The following is a 17,890-nucleotide window of genomic DNA, read 5'->3' as shown; positions in this document are numbered from 1 at the left end:
TCCATTCAGCGCGGAGTGGATTCGAACAAGTCGAGGTAACGTGCCTGAATCCGGCGCAAGGTGCCGCGATTGAGCGTGACGCCTTGCCGGTCGAAGAATTCTAGTATCTGGATCGCTACTTTTCGACCGCTGTCGATTCGATCGCGAAACTGTGCGGCGGTAAACCGGCCGTCCGCCGCCTGTGCGGCGATGTCGGCGACGATCAGCACCATCTCGTGCATCGTCGTGCGCAGAAAGAAATGATCGTGCGCCACTTCGTCGACCAGGCCCAGTCGCGCCGCGAATATCATCAACTGCCTGATGTTCTGCTCCGAACGTGCAAGCACCCCGGCGATGTCGCGCACTCGCGGCGGGCGAAAACGGGCATCGCCGCCCAGCAGCGGTGCGATCGTTTGCCATAACGCCTCGCGTTCCGGGCTCAACTGCAGTGAGTGGCTGGCCAACCGCACAAAGGCCCCATCGCGCACCACACGGCCAGCAAAGTCCGCATGGTGAAGTGCCAGCGCGAAGGCGGCAGCAGACAGCCTGGGTTGCAATGCCAACCGCAGTTTCTCCCGGCCCATGCCTTGCAAATCTGGATACGTCGCGTGGAAGCTCTCAAGACACTCGATCAGACTGGTAACCAAGGATTGCCAATGCTTCTGGCTGACCGCGATGCGTTCCTCGCCAACGTGAAAGACCACCGGCGAGAGCGCGCTGATGATGCCAGCGAGCTTCTCGGCGGACAGTGCCCGATCCCGCGCGAGGGCCGAGAGATCCCAAGCGAATGGAGGTATCTCGAGCAACGCGGCGAAGGCATCCTGTGAATCGGCGAGGGCTAGCGCCGCGCGTACCGCCTCGCGCTCGACGGTGCGGCGCTGGCGCGAAGGCGCGCGCAGATCGAAAAACTGGCCGCCGCCGATCGTGCGCTGAGCAGAGACGTCGCGCAGCACGAAGCGATCAAGTGCAGCGGCGGCGATCGGCCGGCTCAGCACCAGTTGAACGTCGGCTGTGCAGCCGGGCAGCAATTGCTCGCCTTCGAGCAATATGACACGGGCGCCGACCTCGACGGCGCCATGGTGCAGTCGAGCCGAGAACCATTGGCCGATGGGTTTGGGTTCGCCGAGCAAGAGATGCAAGCGTGCGTCTATACGGTCGGTTGGCGCGTGCAGGAATGGATCGACGACCATGTCACCGCGATGGATCGCATCCTTGGCAATGCCCTCGCCGGCGAGGTTGAGTGCGCAGCGGTCACCCGCCCTTCCACTTTCTACCTCTTGGTTCTGCGCATGCAGGGAGCGCACTCGCGCGCTCAGCCCCGAAGGGCTGAGCAGGACCTGGTCCTTCACGCGCACCACGCCGGACAGCAAGGTGCCGGTCACCACTACACCGATGCCGGGCAGGATGAATACACGATCGACAGCAAGGCGGAAGCGACCGTCGGCGGCGCGATCGCCCAGCGTGCGTGCCTCGGCGGCGAGCCTATCGCGCAACGCGTCGATGCCCAGACCGGTGGTTGCGGAAACCGGCAGGATAGCGGCGTCTTCGAGCACGGTGCCCGCGGTGACTGCGCGGATCTGCGTGCTCACTTCGGCCAGCCGTTCGGGCGTTACCAGGTCAGCCTTGGTGAGCGCGATCAAGCCTCGCCCGATGCCCAGCAAATCCAGGATCGCCAAATGCTCCAGCGTCTGCGGCATCACGCCATCGTCGGCCGCCACCACCAACAAGGCGATGTCGATGCCGCTGGCACCGGCCACCATGGTGTGCACGAAACGCTCATGACCGGGCACGTCAATGAAGCCGAGGGTGAGGTTGTCGTCCCATGGCAGGAAGGCGAAGCCCAGATCGATGGTAATACCGCGGACTTTTTCTTCTTTCAGGCGGTCGCAGTCGACGCCGGTCAAAGCCCTGACCAGCGAAGTCTTGCCGTGGTCGATATGGCCGGCGGTGCCAACGATCATGGGGTGCGCGCGGCCAGGCCGGTGGCGTCGAGCTGGGCCAGAGCCGCCAGGAACAGCGTTTCGTCGGCTTCGGCCAGGCAGCGCAAATCCAGGCGCAGAGCACCATCGGCAATGCGGCCAATGATGGGACGCGCCAACGCACGCAGCGCCGCAGCCAGCCGCTCCAAGCCGCTCTGGCTACCGCGCGGGCGAATGATCAGTGCGGCGCTGCCGAGGGTATCCAGTGGCAGTGCGCCGGAGCCGACCTGACTGAGGCAGTCGCCGACCTCGACCACGAAGGCGTCGCCGATCCGCTCGGCCACCGCGGGCTGCAATCGGCGCGCCTGAGCCTCGATGTCTGCCTTGCCCCGGGCCAGGAAGCGCAACGTGGGCAGTCGTTCAGCGAGACGGTCGGGATCGCGATACAGCTTCAGCGTGGCCTCGATCGCAGCCAGGCGAAGCTTGTCCACGCGCAGCGCGCGCTTTAGCGGATTGCGATTGATCTGTTCAATGAGCGTGCTATCCCCGACGATGAAGCCCGCCTGCGGACCGCCAAGAAGCTTGTCGCCGGAAAAGGTGACCAGCCGTGCGCCCTCGCCCACCGCTTGCCGCACGGTGGGTTCTTTGGCGAGCCCGTAGCGGGACAGATCGACGAGGCTGCCGGAGCCCAGATCGTTCAACAGCGGCACACCGGCGGCATCGGCGATCGCAGCCAGCTCACGCGCGCCGACTTCCGCGGTAAAGCCCTGGATACGGTAGTTCGAGGTATGCACCTTGAGCACGAGGCCGCTGTATTCGTTGAGAGCGTTGCGGTAGTCGGCTGGATGGGTGCGGTTGGTGGTGCCCACTTCGACCATGCGTGCGCCGGCCCGCGCCATGATGTCGGGCATGCGGAAGGCACCGCCGATCTCGATCAACTCGCCGCGCGACACCACCACCTCGCGCCCGAGCGCGAACGTGTTGAGGCAAAGCAGCACGGCGGCGGCGTTGTTGTTGACCACGGTGGCATCTTCCGCGCCTGTCAATTCGCGCAGCAGAGAACGCAAGTGATCGTCGCGTTCTCCGCGCGCGCCGTCGTCCAGGTCGTATTCCAGCGCTACCGGGTGGCGCATCGCTTCCACCGCGGCATCGATCGCCGCTTCCGCCAGCACAGCACGACCGAGATTGGTGTGCAGCACGGTGCCAGTGAGATTGAACACCGGACGAAGACCGGGCGTGCGTGCCTCCAACCGTTCCCTGGCCAGCTGGGCTAATTCGGTAGCGCTCGGCGCCGTCGCGGGAGCTGCGCGCAGTACTTCACGCGCTTCGTCGATAGCCTGTCGGATGGCATCGGTGGTGGCGACGCGCCCGTGGCGCTCAAGCAGCAAGGTTGCCTCAGCCGTCGCCAGCACGGTGGCAACCGCAGGGAGCTGACGCAGAGACATTGCCTCGGGTTCGGCCATGGCGCTTATCCAGTGACGTCGCCGAACACTCGGGCTTGGATTCGAGAGCGCGGCGGCGAAGGCTCGGAGTTGTCCTTATGCTGCGGTGCGGACCGATTGGGGTCAAGGCGAACGGAAGCACCCTGTCGCCAACCCTAGTGACTTTGGCCGAACGCCGTAGCATGCTTCGCGACGCAGCTGCACTTGCAGCCATTCGACAGTCTTGCCCCTCCGCAGCGCAGCAGGCCTACGGCATTCGGCGGCAACATCGTGCCCTGTAGGGCCTTAATGTCCCGAACTGTCCGCAGGGGTATCTATGCCCGCCGCTTCGCAAAGCTCGCGCCACATGCGCTGGTTCATTTTCGTGTTGCTGGCCGTCGCCGGCTTGTTCTATGTGAAGTGGTATCCGTACTACGGACGGGCTTTCGTGGCTGCTTCGTCGCACTCCATTGGCCATTCGATCCTGATGGGTGACCAGGCAAGCGCGCCGGCGCCGTCCTGGAGTGCCGCGCTTGGCTATGCGTTGGCTTACGGCAACGCCATCTGGAAGGCGATGGTGCTGGGCTTGTTGCTCGGTTCGGGCGTCCAGGCCCTGCTTCCGGTGAACTGGGTGCAGCGCGTACTGGGCGGTCGCGGCTTCGGCAGCGTGATGGCCGGCGGCCTGTTTGCCCTGCCGGGCATGATGTGCACCTGCTGCGCGGCACCCGTCGTCGTGGGCTTGCGCAAACACCAAGCCTCACCAGGGGCTTCGGTCGCGTTCTGGCTGGGCAATACGATGTTGAATCCTGCGACCTTGATATTCACCGGCTTCGTGCTGGGCTGGAACTGGACACTGCTACGCGTGCTGTTGAGTGTGCCGATGGTGTTCGGACTGGGCTATCTGGCCAACCGCATGACGACATCAAGCCCACGGGTGCCGACGGAGTTGCTACCGACCGAGCCCGAGCCGCGCTCACTGGCTGAGGTGGGTAAGCGCTGGGCACAGATCTTCGTGCGGATGACGGTGCGTCTGATTCCCGAATACGTGGTGATCGTCTTGCTGCTGGGTGCGGTGCGTGCATGGATGTTCCCCCACATCGGACCAGCGATGGGTGACCCGTGGTTCTGGATCGTGGCCTTGTCGCTGGCGGGAATGCTGTTCGTGATTCCGACGGCGGGCGAAGTACCGATCGTGCAGGCCATGCTCGCCTTGGGGTTGGGTGGCGGCCCTGCTGCTGCCTTGCTGATGACCTTGCCCCCGGTGAGCCTGCCGTCGCTGGCGATGCTTTGGCGTTCGTTTCCTGCTCGTTTGCTGGTGGCAATTGCCGCGGCGGTGGTTGGCTTCGGAGTTCTCGCGGGAGCGCTTGCGTCGTTGCTGGGATTGCACTGATCCGCTTGCACCCTGACCCGCCTGCCGGCTGTGCGCGAATTTCTCTTGTAGGAGCGCGCCCTGTGCGCGATTTGCTTTATCGCAAGCATTGATCGCGCACAGGGTGTGCTCCTACACCCGATGCCTCTCGCATCTACTCGACCACGGTTTCGCCATCGCCAACCAGCAGCAACGGATTCGGCGCGTGCCGAGCGAAGCCCGCTTCGGCTACCAGTATGTCCAGCCCCAGCGAGGCGAAATCGTCTGCATACGGATCGACCTGCATGTCGAGCATCTGATAGAGCTGCTTGGCGTACGTGTGGCAGTCACCGCAGGTCTCGGCCTTGACCACGCCAGGGTCACCTTCGATACCTTGCAGGGATAGCCGACGCGTGCCACCGCAAGTGATGCACACGGCGCGCACGTGGTTCCATGCGGTGGAACACAGCGAGCAATAGAGGTAACGGCTGCCGGGTGTCAGTCCGGTGGCCGTGATCACGCCGGATACCGAAGGCGAGCCGCAGCATGGGCATAGCGATCGTTCTTCGAGCAGCCGCAAGTCCTCGGCCTTGAGCTGCGCCGCCGAGCCGGTGAAATAGACCTGCAGGGCAGCGGCCACATAGACGGCCGCGCCCGCATCGACGGATGCCACCTCGCCACGCAGGAAATCGTCAGCCAGTTGCTCCAGTGCGATGGCATCGCAGCGCCGCAATTGCTCCATCGCCTGCAACGCAGCTGGCGGCAGCTCGCCAGTATCGATACGGTCGAGCAGCAAGCTGAGCCCTTCGCGCCAGGACGTTTCGCGGTGATGACCATCGGCCGCCAACGGCGGCAAGCGCGCCTCGGTAGCCTGAGCCACGATGTCCGCATTGAGCGTGACGGCAGGTGCGAGCGTGGTTGCCACGGTGTGCTGAGCCCGGGACAGCTTGGCCATGAAGCGTAGCCATGCATCCAGCGGATGCCCTTCGGCGAGGCGTTCCAGGCGTTGCGCGGTGGCGGCGAAACGCTTGGCCGGATCGGCCAGCAGGATGGGTTCGGGCGCCTTGACGCCGGCGTGTGACGGTCCGGTCCATTTGGCGTCGGGTGGTGCTTCGGCTTGCTTCACGGACGCTTCCTGATGGTGGTCTTGCCGTGCTGGCCGGAAGCCAGTTCCGACAGCCATTTGCGGTGATGGCGCCAGGCCCAGCCCGGAGTGACATAACCCTGCGTCATGCCACGTACCGAGTTGCGAACCCAGATGGCCGCGTATACATGCGTAATCCAGACCAGGATCGCCGCAATCGCCGCCATGCTGTGGATCAACACGGCGACACGCTGCACCGGGATCGAGGTGGCTTCGCCAAAGTACACCTCCCATATCACCAGGCCAGTGAAGAACAACACCGGAATCAGCAAGGTCATCGACCAGAACACGAATTTCTGGCCGGCATTGTTTCGGCCTACCGGTGGCACGTGATCTTCGTCGTTGACCAACACCTCCTTGATCGACTTCATCCAGGCGGCGTCGTCCCTGTTCACGAGGTTCGCGCGCCAGAACTGAATGATCAGGCCGAGATAACTGATCAGCAGCACGCAACCGATCCACGGATGCACCGCCCGCGTCCACTGCCCGCCACCGAACAAGCCGGACAGAAAAAACAGCATCGGATGGAACATCGACAGGCCTGACAACACCAGCAACACGAAGCAGATCGCGGTGATCCAGTGATTGACACGGTTCGCCATGGTGTAACGGATGATCACGGTGTTCGGGCGGGTCATGGTGACTTCTCCGATTCCGATTCACGCAAGACGCGCGCGCCCTCGATCTCATCCGCTTCAGTGACCTCGTTCGGGCCAATGGTGATCGCGTGGAAGAAACCGGCAAGGGCGGCGGCGGCGATACCAAACAGGGCCAGCGGCTTGATGAAGCCCTTCCACGCCTCGACGACCGCGCTGATGTGCGGCTTGTCGGGCAGCCCCGAGTACAGCGAGGGCTTGTCCGCGTGATGCAGCACGTACATCACGTGAGTGCCGCCCACTTCCGGCGGGTCGTACAGGCCGGCCTTTTCGAAGCCGCGGGATTTCAGATCGACGATGCGCTCCTGCGCCCAGTCCTTCATGTCGGTCTTGGTGCCGAACATGATCGCTCCGGTGGGGCATGCCTTGACGCAAGCAGGCTCCAGCCCGACCGATACGCGATCGGAACACAGCGTGCATTTATATGACTTGTGATCCTTCTTGCTGATCCGCGGGATATCGAACGGGCAACCCTTCACGCAGTAGCCGCATCCGATGCACTTGTCGCTGATGAAGTCGACGATGCCGTTCGCGTACTGCACGATGGCGCCCGGCGCAGGACACGCTTTCAGGCAGCCCGGATCCTCGCAGTGCATGCAGCCGTCTTTGCGGATCAGCCACTCGAGGTTGCCCTGCTCGTTCTCGTACTCGGCGAATTTCATCAGGGTCCATACGCTGGGACCCAGGTCCATGGGATTTTCGTAGGACCCTTCGAAGTGACCGATTTCCGGCCGCAGGTCGTTCCACTCCATGCACGCCGATTGGCAAGCCTTGCAGCCAATGCAACGGGTGACGTCGATCAGCTTGGCGACCTGATCCTCATGGCTGCGCGCCATGGGCGGCGTCATCGTCGACGCGGAGCGGCGGACATAGTCTTGCGATTGCAAATCTGACATGACTGTTGTCCTCAGGTTGCCGGTGCAGTGGTCTTTTCAATGTTGACCAGAAACGCCTTGAACTCGGGCGTCTGGGTGTTGGCGTCGCCAACGGACGGCGTCAGCGTGTTGGCGCCGTAGCCCTTCCTCGCTTGGCCGGTGAAGCCCCAGTGCAGGGGCACGCCGATGACGTGGGTCGGCTTGCCGTCGACCGTGAGTGGCGTGATGCGCTTGGTCACATAGGCCTTGCATATCACTTCGCCACGCTTGGAGGACACCTTCACCCAGCCTCCTTGCTTGATGCCTTTCTCTTTGGCCAGGACCTCACCAACCTCGACGAACTCCTCCGGCTGGAGAATCGCGTTGATCAGCGCATGCTTGGTCCAGAAGTGGAAGTGCTCGGTGAGACGATAGGTGGTCGCCACGTACGGGAAGTTCTTTGGACTGCCAAACGCCGCGCGATCATCGGCGAACACGCGTGCCACCGGGTTATTGGGCACCTTGGGATGCAGCACGTTTTCCACCGGGGACTCCAGCGGCTCGTAGTGCTCCGGGAACGGCCCTTCCACCATCAGCTTGCGGGCGAACAGGCGGCCCAGACCTTCGTCGTTCATGATGAAGGGACTCGCGCCCGCCGATGGATTCAAGGTAGGCGTGTAGTCGGGCACATCGATACCCACCCAGCGCGTGCCGTTCCATGAAATGACTGGCTTGGCCGGGTTCCACGGCTTGCCGGACGGATCGGCGCTGGCGCGGTTGTACAAGATGCGCCGGTTGGCCGGCCATGCCCACGCCCAGTTCGGGGCAATGCCCTGCTCGCGTGGATCGGTGGCGTCGCGGCGCGCCATCTGGTTGCCCTTCTCGGTGAACGAGCCCGAGAAAATCCAGCACCCGGACGACGTGGTGCCGTCGTCACGCAATTGCGCAAAGCCGTCCAGCAGCGTACCGGCCTTGGTTACCCCACCGCTAGCCGCATCGGTGAGATCGGCCAGCGCGCGGCCGTTCATTTCCTTGGCCAGGTCTTCCGGATCGGGGCTGATGGGGTCGGTGTACTTCCACGTGAGGTTGAGTATGGGATCGGGGAAGACGCCGCCTTCCTTGCGATAGAGCTCGCGCACGCGATGGAAGATGCCGCTCATGATCCAGATGTCAGACATCGCAATGCCGGGCGCGTCCGCGGCCTTCCAATGCCATTGCAGCCAGCGCGCCGAATTGACCAGCGAGCCGTTTTCCTCGGCGAAGCACGTCGTGGGCAATTGGAATACTTCGGTCTGGATCTGCGCGGAGTTGGCTGGGTTTTGCGGGCCAAAGTCCTGCCAGAAACGCGAGGTCTCGGTATCCAGCGGATCCATGGTGACCAGGAACTTCAGCTTGCTCAAACCCCGACGAATCTTGCCGCGATCCGGGAACGCCTGCAGCGGATTGAACCCTTGGCAGATGTAACCCGTCATCTGATCGTTGTTCATCATCTCGAACGCCTTGATGATGTCGTACAGCGGTATGTCGAGCTTGGGCAACCAGTCGAAGGCCCAGTTGTTCTCCTGCGTGGCGGCATCGCCATACAGCGCCTTCATCAGGCTCACGAAGAGCTTGCGCGTGTTCTGGTAGTAGCTGATCTGGCCGGGACGCAACGGCTTGAACTGCCTGGTCGACATGTAAATGTCGAAGTCGGTTTCCTTGTCGGTGGGCAGGTTCATGTAGCCCGGCATCTGATTGGAAAGCAGGCCGACGTCGGTCAGTCCCTGGATGTTGGAGTGCCCACGCAAGGCATTCATGCCGCCACCGGCCACGCCGATGTTGCCCAGCAGCAGCTGGATCATCGCCATGTTGCGGATGTTCTGTGCGCCTACCGAGTGCTGCGTCCAGCCCAGCGCGAAGAGGCTGGTCATGGCCTTGTCTGGCGCGGACGTGCTGGCGATGAGCTCGCACACATGCAGAAACTTGTCCTGCGGCGTGCCGCAGATGCGCGACACCATCTGCGGCGTGTAACGGGAAACGTGATCCTTGAGCAGGTTGATGACGCAACGTGGGTTCTGCCAGGTGTCGTCGAACGTGGCAAAACCGTCATTGCCCAGCTCGTAGTCCCAGCTCGATTTGTCGTAGCTGTGGGTGTCCTCGTTGTAGCCGCTGAACAAGCCGTCTTTGAACGTGAAATCGTCTTTCACGATCAGGCTGGCGTTGGTATATGCACGCACGTATTCGTGCTGGATGGCGTCCTTCTCCAGCAGATAGCGGATCACGCCGCTGAGGAACGCGATGTCCGTTCCCGGACGAATCGGTGCGTAGTAGTCGGCCACCGAGGCTGTACGGGTGAAGCGCGGGTCGACCACGACGAGCTTGGCGCCGTTTTCGATCTTCGCCTCGATTACCCATTTGAAGCCGCACGGGTGCGCTTCGGCGGCGTTGCCACCCATGACAATAACGACGTTGGCGTTCTTGATGTCCTGCCAGGTGTTGGTCATTGCACCGCGACCGAATGATGGGGCCAGACTGGCCACCGTCGGTCCGTGTCAGACGCGCGCCTGGTTGTCGAACACCACCATGCCCATCGAGCGGACAGCCTTCCACGTGAGATAGGACGTTTCACTGGACGACGCCGAGGCCGCCAACATGCCGACGCTGGTCCAACGATTTACCGTGTCGCCGGTTTTATTCTTCGCGATGAAATTCTTGTCACGATCGTCCTTCATCAGTCGGGCGATGCGATCCAGGGCGAAGTCCCAGGAAACTTCCTTGAACTCGGTACCGCCCGGCGACCGATAACGTGGCGCCCGCAGCCTAGTGGGCGCGTGCACGATGTCCAGTAGCGCCGAACCCTTCGGGCACAAGGTGCCGCGGTTCACCGGATGATCCGGATCACCCTCGATGTGGATGATGTTCGAGCGCGCATTCTTGGCTCGGTCGCCCATGCTGTAAATCAGAATGCCGCAGGCGACTGAGCAATACGTGCAGGTGTTGCGCGTTTCAGTCGCGTGCGTGAGCTTGAAGGGGCGTACAGCTGCGGCTTGTGCCTCGCCTGAGGCCCCGAAGCCGAGCAGGCCAAGGCTCGATGCTGCCAAGCCTACGCCTGTGAACTTGATGAACTCGCGGCGAGTCATTTCCATCGCTAGCGCTCCCGGGAAATCTGGCTAAACATACCGCCCGCTGAAGGGGCGTGAACGTGGCTCGAAAATCTCCGTGCAGACGACGGGAATGACCCCGCTGCCTGCTCCGAAATGTAGCATGAATTCAGCGCGGGATCGGTCACGCTTTTGCATTTCCCGTCCGACATGCCATGGCCTCGGACTGGGGGCCAGGCACTCCCCCCAAAGGCGCCGTAACGCCAAAAATAGCCTTTCGCAAGAAAGAACTTGCGGCGTTCGCCCTCCGCGGACCCGGGCCCTACAAAAATCGGCAAGATGACAACGGCGGGAACCCGTTACAGGATGGCGACCTTGCTTGGCAGACCCTTTTCTAACGGGATTGGGCCGTGGAGCTCCGTTTCATCAGTATTTCTACTGTCACTTATTCCATGTTTTGCTGAAGCCAGCGCAGTACATCCTCGTTATGCTGCGCGTAGATATTGCCGTGCCCCGGTCGAAGGAAACCCCAGGAAAGCTCGCGTGGCGCAGAGGTGACTACCCATGGCAACGGCGACGCACTCCATCCGGCAAAGCCCTCCCGCTCCTGCGCGCGCGTGACTGGCGTGGACATGCAAGCACATTCTGCAAATTTCATGCTTGCGGTGAAACCGGTCTACGTCTTTCCCGCGGTGGCCGGCAACCCGGTGGTCCTCGACCACGAGCCCATGTCGTTCGTCCATGTCGTGCCGACAGGAGGCATCAGTTCCAGTACCTCGCGGGCTTCCACGCAGTTCACGACGCATCCTATCGCCGATCGTGTGTCAGACCAGAACACTGCGGATATCGTGCGCTTTGTCAGGCCCCACTGGGCAATCCAACAAACGACTTTGGACGTCGGACAAGTCGCAAGTTGGCGAAAAAGTGCCTGCTCAATCATGGGTGGCCAAACCTGTCGATGACCCTCGCGCCATGTGGCTAACACCAGGAAATAACGCGTCATGAATTCACGTCGATGCCCGAAGTTCCGGCTTTTGTTCGCGCAGGCAGGAGGTTCGCTGCGTGTCGCGCTGATCCTGACCTCGGTTGCCGTATTGACGGCATGTAGCGCGTCACCCTCACGGAACATTTTGGGATCTTATTTTCCGACCTGGATGATCTGCGCATTGTTAGGTCTGGTCGGTGTCGTGATTCTGCGCGTCGTGCTCGGAAAGACCGGCGTTGACGCGACGCTTCCCATGCCGGTGGTCGTCTACCTCTGTACGTGGTTGGCCGTGACCCTGGCGATCTGGCTGCTATGGCTGGGATGAAGGAGACACCGCGCATGTCCGAGAACAACACTCTGGGTCGAATCATCGCGGTCGTGGCGATCGTTGGCGCGATGGTCATGCTGATCACCACGATGATTGTCCTGGACCAGCGCCCTCGCACTCATGATGCCTATGTCTTTGCCTACAGCGCAGGCATCACTCCCGAGGTAAGCGGACGCGTCGTCGAGTCCAGCATTCAGAACGATCAGTTTGTCCACAAAGGCGACGTGCTGCTACGCATAGATCCCGAGCCGTTTGACCTGAAGCTTCGTCAGGCCAATGCACAGGTCGCTGCGTTACAGGCCGAGATCGACCTGACCGGCCGTCAAGTGACCGCGCAGGGCTCGGGCGCGCAGGCGGCGGCTCGCGAAGTCGATCGCGCACGCCAACAACTTGCGCTGGCGCACAACACGGTCGAACGCATGGCGCCTCTGCTCGCAAAGAATTTTGTGACGGCCCAGCAAATGGACGAAGCGCGCACGAACGAGCGGACGGCCAATGCACAGTTGGCGGCCGCCGTTCAACAAGCCTCGCAAGCCAAGGAAGCCATCGGCGACGTGGACAGTCTCAAGGCGCAGCTGCTCGGCGCGCAAGCGGTCCAATCCCTGGCCGCGCGTGACGTTCGCGAGACGGTGATTCGGGCGCCGGTCGATGGACGTATCGCTGGCTTCAATCTGTCGATCGGCTCATTCGCTGTGGAGGGCCACCCGCTCTTTACGCTGATCGACAACACTCATTGGTACGCCATCGCCAATTTCCGGGAAACGGATCTGCGGCATCTCCAGCCAGGCGATCGCGCCACCGTCTGGGTGATGGGTCACGACGAGCATCCGCTGCAAGGCGTGGTGGAAAGCCTTGGATCCGGTGTTCAGCCAGAGGGACAGTCGGGCCCTGGATTGCCCATGGTCGATCGAAATCTCAATTGGGTCGTGGTGGCGCAACGCTTCCCCGTATGGGTGCGCCTGGATCGTCACGATGCGGGCTTCTTGCGCATCGGCGCCACCGCTTCGGTCAAGGTGGTGAAATGACCCTTGCGAGCGACAGCACGACCTCGGGAGCACTGACCGCGCTACTGCGTCGCGAGCTCCAGCTTGATACGCGGCGGATTCGCTCCATCGCGCGCATCGTTACAGGAACGGCCATCGCGGTGGCAGTGGCCATGGTATTTCAAATTCCGCTGCCTGCTTACGTGGCGTATCTGATCTTTCTGCTTAGCCAGGAAGACACCGCTTCGACGCTTGTCAGCTCGATTGGTGGGTTGGTTGCCGCAACGCTAGCGATCGCGCTTTCACTCCTGTTCTACGTCTTCGACGCGTCGGAACCCGCGCTGCGGATTCCGTTGCTGGCTCTGAGCACGTTCATAGGCTCCTACCTTTCGCGCACCAGCACGCTAGGGCCTATCGCCTTTCTCTCGGGCTTCGTCCTGGTCCTGTCGCAGACACTCATCGATGACATACCGAACACCGAGGTGCTTACACACGCCGTACTTTGGCTTTGGCTTGTGGTGGCAACGCCCGTCTTCACTGTCATTATGATCAATGTGCTTACCGGAGAGAGCCCAGTTGCACTTTCCCGCCAACGAGCTGCGGCCTTGATGGAAGCCGTCGCGGACTATATCGAACTACCACTCTCCCAAAATCCGTCCCTGCTGCGCGAAAAGCTCGTGGCGCTTAACCAGCTAAAGGGGAAAGCCTTCCTCTGGGAAAAAAGGCTCAAGGTGTTCGCGCAAGAAGACCAGCGGCTGTTTGGGCTCATGCTCGAGATACTCCAGATCGCCCGCGCCTTGACGCCGCAGCTGGCGGCGACCTCCAGACATGCATTGGCCTTGAGCATTCGCCAAAGCCGAGCGCTCTTTCTCGAGCGAAGAGGCATCGACGTTGCGATCGTTCCGACAGTTCAAGACGGCATGGAAACAGAGCCCGAACCCGCCTGCGAGGCCCTCCGTCTGGCACTGCGTGACTTGCACAATGAAGCCAGCGGAAACTCCAATGCCGGCGCTCCAGATGCCGGCACCACCACGCCCCGGCAACTCTTTGTGCCGGATGCTTTCCGCAATCCGGCGCACGTGCGCTACGCGCTCAAAGTGACTCTCGCCGTTCTAGCCTCCTACGCCACCTACACCCTGCTGGCTTGGCCAGGCATTCGCACCGCCGTTACAACCTGCTTCTTTGTTTCGCTGACCACCTTCGGCGAGAGCGCTCATAAGCTGACCCTGCGAATTTCGGGAGCATTGATGGGAGGCGTCCTGGCCGGTTTGTGCCTTGTCTTCGTCATTCCGTCGCTCACCGATATTGGTCAACTTTGTCTGCTCGTCGGCGCCGTCTCAGCGCTTTTCGCCTGGGTCTCCACGAGTAGCGAGAATATTGCTTACGCCGGCATGCAGATGGCCTTCGCGTTTTTTCTTGGAGTGTTGCAGGGTTACGCACCAGCAAGCGACTTGACGGTACTCAGGGATCGAGTTGTCGGTATCGTCATCGGCAACGTCTGGATCAGTGTCTTTTTCACGAGCCTTTGGCCCGTCAGTGCACTTCAGCAAGCGCGCAATCTTTGGTCGTCTTCGCTTGAAAAACTCGGTGAGCTCCTCGTCGCGCCGACGGCACACGCCGCCGCCGACCTCCGGCTGGCGGTCAACACCAAAACCCAACAAGCTGCCTTGTTGAAGTCGCGTTCGGCATTTGAACGGCAGCTGGTCTCGACCCAGCGACCAGCCCACTCAGCTGAACTCCAGGCTGCCGCCATGGAACGATTGGCCTACTCGGCATTTATTCTCCAGCGCCTCCACTCTCCGGTTCCCTTCCCCGCTGTCGCCGATATCCACACGTCGCAACGCTTGCTCGCGCTTTCCAAGGGAGCGGCGCCCGATTCGCCGGACCTTGACATGCCGGATCCAACGCCTCTTGTCGGCCGAGCACGATTACGCCTAAACGAAGAGATCGATCATGCGTCGCACCTCCTATAAATCGCTGTTTGGCGGGTGCAGCGTCGCCATTGCGCTTTGGGGGCAACTCACACCCGCCATCGCGAACGACGCGCCCGTTTCGTGGGCGGGGGCGCAAACATCCACCGCACTGACCGCCGTAGATGCGCCCGCCATCGAAGATCGAATCTATTCGTTGCCTGAATTGTTGAAGCTGGCATTGTCGATCAACCCGCAAACACGGGAAACCGAAGAACAGGCCTACCAGGCAAACCTGGCGACGCGGCTGGCCAGGAGCCAATACGCACCTCAGGTCAGTATCAAGGCGCTGGGCGGCATCCAGCGAACGCCTCTGGCCATTCCGCCGACGGTCGCGCCGAAGGGTTACTTCGTTTCGTCGACGCGTGAGATCTTCCCCACCCTGGAAATGAAATGGCTGCTGGCCGATTTCGGCCGACGCAAAGGCGCCGTCGAAGAGGCGCAACACAACGCCGATGCCGCGCAGTCGGCGGTCATGGGCGCGCAGGAAAAGCTGATCTACGATGTCTCGGACGCCTACTTTGAGACTGTCTCGATGCAAGGCCGCATTCGAGCCGCGGAAAAGGCACTCGACGCCGCCGGACTCACCGAGCAGGCCGTCCTCGATCAAAGCCATCATGGCCGCGCCACGTCGGTCCAGGTGGCCGAAGCCCAGCGTCAGACCGCCGCCATGCATTTGGCATTGACCAAAGTTTCCGGCGCCGCAGACATTGCGTTTGCAGGCTTGGTCGCAACGGTCGGTTTGCCGCCCGAGAGCCACTTTGAAATCGCCGCCCCGGAGGACATCGCCCCCCAAGCACCCCTGCAAACGCTGAAAGCGTTGATCGATGAAGCGCTCGAATCGCGACCGGACATTCTCGCTGCCAAGGACAAGGTGGCTGCATCGGAAGCCAAAATCGACACGGCGAGGGCCGCGTATCGCCCCACGATTAGTCTATCTGCGCAGGTGTTTCAGAACGTCGGCGAAATCAGCAGTGACGGCAGCCCCTATTCGTCGATCGACCGTACCGGCAATGCGCTGTTCGTCTCGTTCGAATGGGCCCTGTCCGACGGCGGCGCGCGAGCGACCAACGTGTCGCTCGCGCTCTCGGAAAAGTCGGCCGCGGAGGATTCGCTGGCAGTCGCCAGGAACGGCTCTTCCCTGCAAGTCGTGCAGGCCTACAACCGTCTCAAAACGAGCCTCGACAATCGCACCCAGGCGATGACCTACACGAAGGCTTCCGATATCGCCTATCAAGCGACATTGGACTCGTATCGACACGGTCTCAGCAGCATCACGGATCTCACGAACAACGAGGCAGTTCTCGCGCAGGCACAGGCTGACCAGGAGGACGCCGATGCCGACGTCCAAATTGCCAGGGCCGCGCTTGATCTCGCACTCGGTCATCAGCCTGTGTCGCCATAACGTTTCGCTTTCGCCGTACTCACTTAATCAGTGGAGTGTGCCATGAGCAAGAAAGTCGCTGAAATCATCGTGGAAGTCCTCGAACAAGCGGGTGTCAAGCGCTGCTACGGCATCGTCGGCGACACCCTGAATCTGATCGCCGAACATCTCGAAAAAAGCTCGATTGAGTGGGTGCATGTTCGGCATGAAGAAGCAGGTGCTTTCGCCGCTGGCTGCGAAGCGGCCTTTACTGGCCAGTTGACCGCGTGCGCCGGTAGCTGTGGCCCGGGCAGCCTGCATTTCATCAATGGGTTGTACGAGGCCAACCGCAATCGCTCACCCGTTGTGCTGATTGCCAGCAGCATCCTGCTGAGCGAAATGGGATTTGAGTTTATCCAGGAGGTCGATTTCAAATCAGTGTTTAAAGATTGCTCGATCTTCTGCGACATGATTCTTACCGCGGACCAAGCCCGCAAGAAAACGGTCATGGCCTGCCAGGCTGCCATCGCCAAGCGCGGCGTTGCCGTGCTGATCGTTCCCGTCGACATATCGCATGGTGAAGTCCACGAAGACTTCCCTTATCGCGTTCATTTTCCGCGTCCGACCATTCGTCCCAACGACGATGAAATCGCGGAAATCGCCAAGATCCTCAATGCCGGAAAGAAAGTCACCATCTACGCCGGATCAGGTTGCGAAGATGCGCTGAACGAAATCGTTGCTGTCGCCGAACGCCTCAAAGCACCTGTCGCCCATACGTCACGAGGGAAGAGCTTCCTTGAACACGACAACCCGTACAACGTTGGCATGACGGGTATTCTGGGAAACGAGGCGGGCTACAAAGCCGTGCTGGACTGCGACACCCTGCTCCTGCTGGGAGCCGACTTCGCCTGGCGTCAGTTCTACCCTGACCACGCCAAAATCGTACAGATCGACCTCGACCCCACCCACCTTGGCCGACGTCATCATGTGACGCTGGGTGCCGTCGGCGATATCAAGCCCAGCCTGCGCTCATTGCTTCCTTTTTTAGAACAGAAGAGTGACGGTGCCTTCCAGAAAACCTATGTCGACCGTTATCACGAGCACGTGGCATCCTGGAAAAAGCATCTAGCCCCGGGCCATGACGACACCATTCCGGGATCGTATCTCACCTCTGTCATAAGCCAGCGCGCCGCTGACGATGCGCTTTTTACCGGCGATGACGGTACGCCGATTTTTTGGGCTACCCGCTGCATCGACACGAACGGAAAGCGACGCGTTTTTGGAAGCCTGCTTCACGGCACGATGGCGACAGCACTTGCGGGTTCGCTTGGAATAAAAAAGGCCGCGCCCGAACGTCAAGTCATCGCGCTCTGCGGAGACGGCGGCCTGTCGATGCTGCTTGGTGAGCTGCTGACGACCATACAAGAAGACATACCCGTCAAGATTGTGGTCTATGACAACAGCAAACTTGGCTTTGTCGAAATAGAACAGATGGCAGAAGGCATGCTCGACACGTTTACGCGCCTGAAGAATCCCGACTTTGGGCACGTGGCCCAGGCCATTGGCCTGTGGGGAAAAACGGTCAACAAGGCATCTGAGCTGGATGCCGCCATCGACGAGTGGCTCTCCCAGCCCGGCCCTGCCCTGCTCAACGTGAGGGTCAATCCGCTTGAGTTGACCAAGCCGCCGTTTATGGAGCTAAAACCCGTTATCGGCATGGCTTTGTATACCACTCGAGCCGTACTTCATGGGCGCGGAGCTGACATCGTGGAAATGATCCGCGAAAACATCTGAGCTTTCGAAGCTGGGGTGCCAGGAGCCAGAGGCCATTCCAGGGTCTATCCTGATGTAGCGAATCGC

General features: G+C 61.3%; 13 protein-coding genes. 6 read left to right on the top strand and 7 right to left on the bottom strand.

Annotated features, from left to right (window positions below; translation table 11 throughout):
* Window positions 1-5: 5 nt before the first annotated feature.
* On the bottom strand, window positions 6-1,940 hold the full coding sequence (gene selB, locus HDE77_RS11010) for a selenocysteine-specific translation elongation factor (RefSeq protein ID WP_184417370.1): 1,935 nt from the start codon (window positions 1,938-1,940) through the stop codon (window positions 6-8).
* On the bottom strand, window positions 1,937-3,361 hold the full coding sequence (selA, locus tag HDE77_RS11005; protein WP_184417369.1) for an L-seryl-tRNA(Sec) selenium transferase: 1,425 nt from the start codon (window positions 3,359-3,361) through the stop codon (window positions 1,937-1,939). The genes selB and selA overlap by 4 nt, the downstream gene beginning before the upstream one ends.
* Window positions 3,362-3,686: 325 nt before the next feature.
* On the opposite strand from selA, the gene HDE77_RS11000 reads away from it, so the two are divergent.
* Window positions 3,687-4,709 (top strand): permease, encoded by a 1,023-nt coding sequence (locus HDE77_RS11000; protein ID WP_221444232.1) that lies wholly within the window; start codon window positions 3,687-3,689, stop codon window positions 4,707-4,709.
* Between the two features lie 133 nt (window positions 4,710-4,842).
* On the opposite strand, the gene fdhE is transcribed toward HDE77_RS11000, so the two are convergent.
* The 5 genes from fdhE to HDE77_RS10975 form a co-directional block, all read right to left on the bottom strand.
* Window positions 4,843-5,793 (bottom strand): formate dehydrogenase accessory protein FdhE, encoded by a 951-nt coding sequence (gene fdhE, locus HDE77_RS10995; RefSeq protein ID WP_343206095.1) that lies wholly within the window; start codon window positions 5,791-5,793, stop codon window positions 4,843-4,845.
* The gene (locus tag HDE77_RS10990) at window positions 5,790-6,449 is read right to left on the bottom strand and encodes a formate dehydrogenase subunit gamma (protein WP_184417366.1); all 660 of its coding nucleotides are present in this window, start codon (window positions 6,447-6,449) and stop codon (window positions 5,790-5,792) included. The genes fdhE and HDE77_RS10990 overlap by 4 nt, the downstream gene beginning before the upstream one ends.
* A complete protein-coding gene (fdxH, locus tag HDE77_RS10985) occupies window positions 6,446-7,363 on the bottom strand; it encodes a formate dehydrogenase subunit beta (RefSeq protein WP_184417365.1) in 918 nt (305 codons plus the stop codon). The genes HDE77_RS10990 and fdxH overlap by 4 nt, the downstream gene beginning before the upstream one ends.
* A gap of 11 nt (window positions 7,364-7,374) precedes the next feature.
* The gene (fdnG, locus tag HDE77_RS10980) at window positions 7,375-10,446 is read right to left on the bottom strand and encodes a formate dehydrogenase-N subunit alpha (RefSeq protein ID WP_184417364.1); all 3,072 of its coding nucleotides are present in this window, start codon (window positions 10,444-10,446) and stop codon (window positions 7,375-7,377) included.
* Between the two features lie 400 nt (window positions 10,447-10,846).
* Window positions 10,847-11,035: a hypothetical protein gene (locus HDE77_RS10975; RefSeq protein ID WP_184417363.1), complete on the bottom strand. Its 189-nt coding sequence runs from the start codon at window positions 11,033-11,035 to the stop codon at window positions 10,847-10,849.
* Between the two features lie 367 nt (window positions 11,036-11,402).
* On the opposite strand from HDE77_RS10975, the gene HDE77_RS10970 reads away from it, so the two are divergent.
* The 5 genes from HDE77_RS10970 to HDE77_RS10950 are packed head-to-tail and all read left to right on the top strand — an operon-like array spanning window position 11,403 to window position 17,824.
* On the top strand, window positions 11,403-11,711 hold the full coding sequence (locus HDE77_RS10970; protein ID WP_184417362.1) for a YtcA family lipoprotein: 309 nt from the start codon (window positions 11,403-11,405) through the stop codon (window positions 11,709-11,711).
* A 14-nt stretch (window positions 11,712-11,725) separates the two neighbouring features.
* The gene (locus HDE77_RS10965) at window positions 11,726-12,739 is read left to right on the top strand and encodes an HlyD family efflux transporter periplasmic adaptor subunit (RefSeq protein WP_184417361.1); all 1,014 of its coding nucleotides are present in this window, start codon (window positions 11,726-11,728) and stop codon (window positions 12,737-12,739) included.
* On the top strand, window positions 12,736-14,670 hold the full coding sequence (locus HDE77_RS10960) for an FUSC family protein (protein WP_184417360.1): 1,935 nt from the start codon (window positions 12,736-12,738) through the stop codon (window positions 14,668-14,670). Before HDE77_RS10965 ends, HDE77_RS10960 begins: the two co-directional genes overlap by 4 nt.
* On the top strand, window positions 14,651-16,072 hold the full coding sequence (locus tag HDE77_RS10955) for a TolC family protein (protein WP_255482660.1): 1,422 nt from the start codon (window positions 14,651-14,653) through the stop codon (window positions 16,070-16,072). The genes HDE77_RS10960 and HDE77_RS10955 overlap by 20 nt, the downstream gene beginning before the upstream one ends.
* 42 nt (window positions 16,073-16,114) lie before the next feature.
* The gene (locus HDE77_RS10950) at window positions 16,115-17,824 is read left to right on the top strand and encodes a thiamine pyrophosphate-dependent enzyme (RefSeq protein WP_184417358.1); all 1,710 of its coding nucleotides are present in this window, start codon (window positions 16,115-16,117) and stop codon (window positions 17,822-17,824) included.
* Window positions 17,825-17,890 lie beyond the last annotated feature (66 nt).

The sequence above is a fragment of the Rhodanobacter sp. MP7CTX1 genome, from assembly GCF_014205795.1.
GTDB lineage: Bacteria > Pseudomonadota > Gammaproteobacteria > Xanthomonadales > Rhodanobacteraceae > Rhodanobacter.
The sequence above is the reverse complement of the archived record's forward strand: the minus strand, read 5'-3'. Positions and strand labels throughout refer to the sequence as shown.

Excerpts from the sequence above, each read along its gene's own strand:
- HDE77_RS10960 (WP_184417360.1), top strand. The coding sequence starts at position 12,736 with ATGACCCTTGCGAGCGACAGCACGACCTCGGGAGCACTGACCGCGCTA.
- HDE77_RS10965 (WP_184417361.1), top strand. The coding sequence starts at position 11,726 with ATGTCCGAGAACAACACTCTGGGTCGAATCATCGCGGTCGTGGCGATC.
- HDE77_RS10950 (WP_184417358.1), top strand. The coding sequence starts at position 16,115 with ATGAGCAAGAAAGTCGCTGAAATCATCGTGGAAGTCCTCGAACAAGCG.
- HDE77_RS10955 (WP_255482660.1), top strand. The coding sequence starts at position 14,651 with ATGCGTCGCACCTCCTATAAATCGCTGTTTGGCGGGTGCAGCGTCGCC.
- HDE77_RS10975 (WP_184417363.1), bottom strand. The coding sequence starts at position 11,035 with ATGTCCACGCCAGTCACGCGCGCGCAGGAGCGGGAGGGCTTTGCCGGA.
- HDE77_RS10970 (WP_184417362.1), top strand. The coding sequence starts at position 11,403 with ATGAATTCACGTCGATGCCCGAAGTTCCGGCTTTTGTTCGCGCAGGCA.
- selA (WP_184417369.1), bottom strand. The coding sequence starts at position 3,361 with ATGGCCGAACCCGAGGCAATGTCTCTGCGTCAGCTCCCTGCGGTTGCC.
- fdxH (WP_184417365.1), bottom strand. The coding sequence starts at position 7,363 with ATGTCAGATTTGCAATCGCAAGACTATGTCCGCCGCTCCGCGTCGACG.
- HDE77_RS10990 (WP_184417366.1), bottom strand. The coding sequence starts at position 6,449 with ATGACCCGCCCGAACACCGTGATCATCCGTTACACCATGGCGAACCGT.
- HDE77_RS11000 (WP_221444232.1), top strand. The coding sequence starts at position 3,687 with ATGCGCTGGTTCATTTTCGTGTTGCTGGCCGTCGCCGGCTTGTTCTAT.
- selB (WP_184417370.1), bottom strand. The coding sequence starts at position 1,940 with ATGATCGTTGGCACCGCCGGCCATATCGACCACGGCAAGACTTCGCTG.